Source organism: Moorena sp. SIO4E2, from assembly GCF_010671945.1.
Lineage (GTDB): Bacteria > Cyanobacteriota > Cyanobacteriia > Cyanobacteriales > Coleofasciculaceae > Moorena > Moorena producens.
The window spans coordinates 1-2,242 of record NZ_JAAHIE010000917.1 but is presented as its reverse complement, the minus strand read 5'-3'; the positions used below and the strand labels follow the sequence as shown (position 1 = coordinate 2,242).

Below are 2,242 nucleotides of genomic sequence, written 5' to 3'. Positions count from 1 at the left end.
ATAGTAGCAATGGCGGTGGTACGGGAGAAAGAACAAGGGACGTTAGTTCAGGTCAAAGCATCAGGGATTAGTGCTTGGGAGTTTCTTCTGGGGGCACTCATTTCCAAAACTTGTTGTCAGCAATTGTGGAAAATCCCCAACAACTAGTCTCAGAGTTACCTTTATTGAGTGTAGAGGAACGTCATCAACTGTTAGTGGAGTGGAATGATACTAGCAGTGACTATCCCAAAGATAAATTCATTCATCAGTTATTTGAAGAGCAGGTAGAGAAAACACCCAATGCTATAGCCGTGGTGTTTAACCAGGAACAATTGACCTACCATCAATTAAATCAAAGGGCGAACCAATTAGCACATCACCTACAAAACTTAGGAGTAGGACCAGAAGTATTGGTGGGTATTTGTGTGGAACGTTCTGTTGAAATGGTGGTAGGACTTTTGGGGATACTGAAGGCTGGTGGTGCTTATGTACCCCTGGATCCTAATTATCCTCACCAACGACTGAGTTATATGTTGGCCGATTCCGGTGTTGAGGTGTTGTTGACTCAACAGTCGTTACTAGAATCGTTGCCCTCACATACAGCACAGATGGTTTGTTTGGATAGTGATTGGGGTGCAATTGACCAATATAGTGGGGAGAATCTTGATGTTGGGGTTCACTCAGATAATTTGGCTTATGTGATTTATACTTCTGGTTCTACAGGAGTTCCGAAGGGGGTTTTAGTGGCTCACCGTAATTTGGTTAATGCTTACTTTGCTTGGGAAGAGGCGTATCAACTCAAAACCGAAGCCAGAAAACACCTACAAATGGCTAGTTTGTCATTTGATGTTTTTGGAGGAGATTTAGTTCGTGCCCTTTGTTCTGGAGGAACATTAGTTTTATGCCCGACGATTGAAGATCTTTTGGATGCTGAGAAACTCTATGAATTGATGCTCTTTCAAGAGATTGATTGTGCTGAGTTTGTCCCTGCGGTAGTCAGAAATTTAATGGAATATCTTCACGAAACTAAGCAGGATTTGAGTTTCATGAAGGTAATGATAGTTAGTTCAGATAGCTGGTACATAGAGGAATATAAAAAATTAAGGGATTTGTGTAATGAAAAAACACATTTCATCAATGCCTATGGAGTAACAGAAGCTACTGTTGATAGTTGTTACTTTGACAATATTTGCCCACGAGGAATGTATGAAAAGTTAGTTCCGATTGGACGTCCATTTGCTAATACCAAAATCTACATCCTAGACAAACACCTCCAAGCAGTACCCATAGGAGTACCAGGAGAGTTGTACATCGGAGGTTATGGACTAGCCAGAGGATACCTCAATCGCCCAGAAATAACCACAGAAAAATTCATCACTAATCCCTTCTGTAATTCCCAATCCAAACGCCTTTACAAAACAGGAGATCTAGCGAGATACCTACCAGACGGTAACATTGAATTTCTCGGACGCATCGATAACCAAGTTAAAATTCGAGGCTTCCGCATCGAACTAGGGGAAATCGAAGCAGTCTTGTCCACCCACCCCCAAATCCAAAAAACAGTAGTCATTGCCCGAGAAGATATTCTTGGTAAAAAACGCCTAGTCGCCTACTATGTCAGTGAGGATGAATCACTAACCACCAACCAACTACGTGAATTCCTCAAGCAGAAACTACCAGGCTACATGGTGCCCAGTGCCTTCGTTACCTTAGACACTCTCCCGTTAACACCAAACGGCAAAGTAGACCGCAAATCACTACCTGCACCTGATGGGGGTGTCACATCGGTTGAGGAATATGTAGCGCCACGTACCGCAACTGAAGAAATAATCGCCAACATCTTCGCGAACGTTCTAGGAGTAAAAGATGTAGGAATACATGACAACTTCTTTGAAATCGGAGGACACTCCCTACTTGCTGTCCGTTTAATGTCCCAGATTAAACAACAATTCCAAATCAATTTACCTTTAGCAACCCTTTTCCAAAGTCCCACCATTGAACAACTAGCCAGCTTTCTGGGTTCTTCAGTAAATACACAAAACCCCATCTTAGTGGGCATCAAAACCAGTGGAAACCAACCTCCATTATTCTGTATTCACCCTGGTGGTGGCAATGTCCTGTGTTATGCAGAGTTAGCTCGTTATTTAGCTCAAGATTATCCAGTATATGGTTTACAATCTCTTGGTTTAGATGGACAACAGCAACCCTTAACTTCTGTTGAGGAGATGGCATCCCATTATATTGAGGCAATAAAGCCAATTCA

1 pseudogene is annotated in these 2,242 nt (G+C 42.3%); it reads left to right on the top strand.

What is annotated here, in order from left to right:
* Positions 1-98: 98 nt before the first annotated feature.
* Positions 99-2,242 (top strand): annotated as a pseudogene (locus F6K37_RS38950) (non-ribosomal peptide synthetase); the annotation flags it as partial.